This window comes from Aeromonas sp. s9, assembly GCF_040907765.1.
Lineage (GTDB): Bacteria > Pseudomonadota > Gammaproteobacteria > Enterobacterales > Aeromonadaceae > Aeromonas > Aeromonas caviae.
Genome location: NZ_JBFOCK010000001.1, coordinates 1 through 2,929, shown reverse-complemented (window position 1 = coordinate 2,929; position 2,929 = coordinate 1). Strand labels below are relative to the sequence as shown.

Sequence of the window (2,929 nt, the reverse complement as noted above, 5' to 3'; positions counted from 1 at the left end):
CGACACTTCTTGGGGTTGTATGGTTAAGTGACTAAGCGTACATGGTGGATGCCTTGGCAGTCAGAGGCGATGAAGGACGTACTAACCTGCGATAAGCCGTGAGCAGTCGGTAAGAGACATTACGACTCACGGATTTCCGAATGGGGAAACCCACTTAGCATAAGCTAGGTATCGCTGCGTGAATACATAGCGTAGCGAGGCGAACCGGGAGAACTGAAACATCTAAGTACCCCGAGGAAAAGAAATCAACCGAGATTCCCTCAGTAGCGGCGAGCGAACGGGGATTAGCCCTTAAGCATCTTGGAAGTTAGTGGAACGGTCCTGGAAAGGCCGGCGATACAGGGTGATAGCCCCGTACACGAAAACAACCTTGATGTGAAATCGAGTAGGGCGGGACACGTGACATCCTGTCTGAATATGGGGGGACCATCCTCCAAGGCTAAATACTCCTGACTGACCGATAGTGAACCAGTACCGTGAGGGAAAGGCGAAAAGAACCCCTGTGAGGGGAGTGAAATAGAACCTGAAACCGTGTACGTACAAGCAGTGGGAGCCCTTCGGGGTGACTGCGTACCTTTTGTATAATGGGTCAGCGACTTACATTTTGTAGCGAGGTTAACCGTATAGGGGAGCCGTAGGGAAACCGAGTCTTAACTGGGCGTCTAGTTGCAAGGTGTAGACCCGAAACCGGGTGATCTAGCCATGGGCAGGTTGAAGGTTGAGTAACATCAACTGGAGGACCGAACCCACTAACGTTGCAAAGTTAGGGGATGACCTGTGGCTGGGGGTGAAAGGCCAATCAAACTCGGAGATAGCTGGTTCTCCCCGAAAGCTATTTAGGTAGCGCCTCGGACGAATACTACTGGGGGTAGAGCACTGTTTGGGCTAGGGGGTCATCCCGACTTACCAACCCCATGCAAACTCCGAATACCAGTAAGTACTATCCGGGAGACACACGGCGGGTGCTAACGTCCGTCGTGAAGAGGGAAACAACCCAGACCGCCGGCTAAGGTCCCAAAGTTCTGGTTAAGTGGGAAACGATGTGGGAAGGCTCAGACAGCTAGGATGTTGGCTTAGAAGCAGCCATCATTTAAAGAAAGCGTAATAGCTCACTAGTCGAGTCGGCCTGCGCGGAAGATGTAACGGGGCTCAAACCAGGCACCGAAGCCGCGGATTCACGCTAAGCGTGAGTGGTAGGGGAGCGTTCTGTAAGTCTGCGAAGGTGTGTCGAGAGGCATGCTGGAGATATCAGAAGTGCGAATGCTGACGTAAGTAACGATAAAGGGGGTGAAAAGCCTCCTCGCCGGAAGACCAAGGGTTCCTGTCCAACGTTAATCGGGGCAGGGTGAGTCGACCCCTAAGGTGAGGCCGAAAGGCGTAATCGATGGGAAGCAGGTTAATATTCCTGCACGACTTGTAATTGCGATGGGGGGACGGAGAAGGCTAGGTGGGCCAGGCGACGGTTGTCCTGGTGAAAGTGCGTAGGTGGTGTTTCTAGGCAAATCCGGAGACACAACACTGAGACACGAGACGAACGCACCACGGTGCGGAAGCCATTGATGCCCTGCTTCCAGGAAAAGCCTCTAAGCTTCAGATTACAAGTCATCGTACCCCAAACCGACACAGGTGGTCGGGTAGAGAATACCAAGGCGCTTGAGAGAACTCGGGTGAAGGAACTAGGCAAAATAGAACCGTAACTTCGGGAGAAGGTTCGCTCTTGATGGTGAAGTCCCTTGCGGATGGAGCTGTCGGGAGTCGCAGTGACCAGATGGCTGGGACTGTTTATCAAAAACACAGCACTCTGCAAACACGAAAGTGGACGTATAGGGTGTGACACCTGCCCGGTGCCGGAAGGTTAATTGATGGGGTTAGCGCAAGCGAAGCTCTTGATCGAAGCCCCGGTAAACGGCGGCCGTAACTATAACGGTCCTAAGGTAGCGAAATTCCTTGTCGGGTAAGTTCCGACCTGCACGAATGGTGTAACCATGGCCATGCTGTCTCCACCCGAGACTCAGTGAAATCGAATTCGCCGTGAAGATGCGGTGTACCCGCGGCTAGACGGAAAGACCCCGTGAACCTTTACTACAGCTTGGCACTGAACATTGAACCTACATGTGTAGGATAGGTGGGAGGCTTTGAAGGCGTGACGCCAGTTGCGCTGGAGCCGTCCTTGAAATACCACCCTTGTATGTTTGATGTTCTAACGCAGGGCCCTGAATCGGGCTCGCGGACAGTGCCTGGTGGGTAGTTTGACTGGGGCGGTCTCCTCCCAAAGAGTAACGGAGGAGCACGAAGGTTGGCTAATCCTGGTCGGACATCAGGAGGTTAGTGCAATGGCATAAGCCAGCTTAACTGCGAGACGGACAGGTCGAGCAGGTACGAAAGTAGGTCATAGTGATCCGGTGGTTCTGAATGGAAGGGCCATCGCTCAACGGATAAAAGGTACTCCGGGGATAACAGGCTGATACCGCCCAAGAGTTCATATCGACGGCGGTGTTTGGCACCTCGATGTCGGCTCATCACATCCTGGGGCTGAAGTCGGTCCCAAGGGTATGGCTGTTCGCCATTTAAAGTGGTACGCGAGCTGGGTTCAGAACGTCGTGAGACAGTTCGGTCCCTATCTGCCGTGGGCGTTGGATGATTGAAGGGAGTTGCTCCTAGTACGAGAGGACCGGAGTGAACGAACCTCTGGTGTTCGGGTTGTCACGCCAGTGGCACTGCCCGGTAGCTAAGTTCGGAATCGATAACCGCTGAAAGCATCTAAGCGGGAAGCGAGCCCTGAGATGAGTCATCCCTGACCCCTTGAGGGTCCTAAAGGGCCGTTGGAGACCACAACGTTGATAGGTGGGGTGTGTAAGCGTAGCGATACGTTGAGCTAACCCATACTAATTACCCGTGAGGCTTAACCATACAACACCCAAGAAGTGTT

The 2,929-nt window shown here is 53.5% G+C and carries 1 rRNA gene; it reads left to right on the top strand.

Annotated elements, in window-relative coordinates:
- Positions 1-21: 21 nt before the first annotated feature.
- Positions 22-2,910 (top strand): 23S ribosomal RNA (locus tag AB5Y54_RS00005).
- Positions 2,911-2,929: the final 19 nt, after the last annotated feature.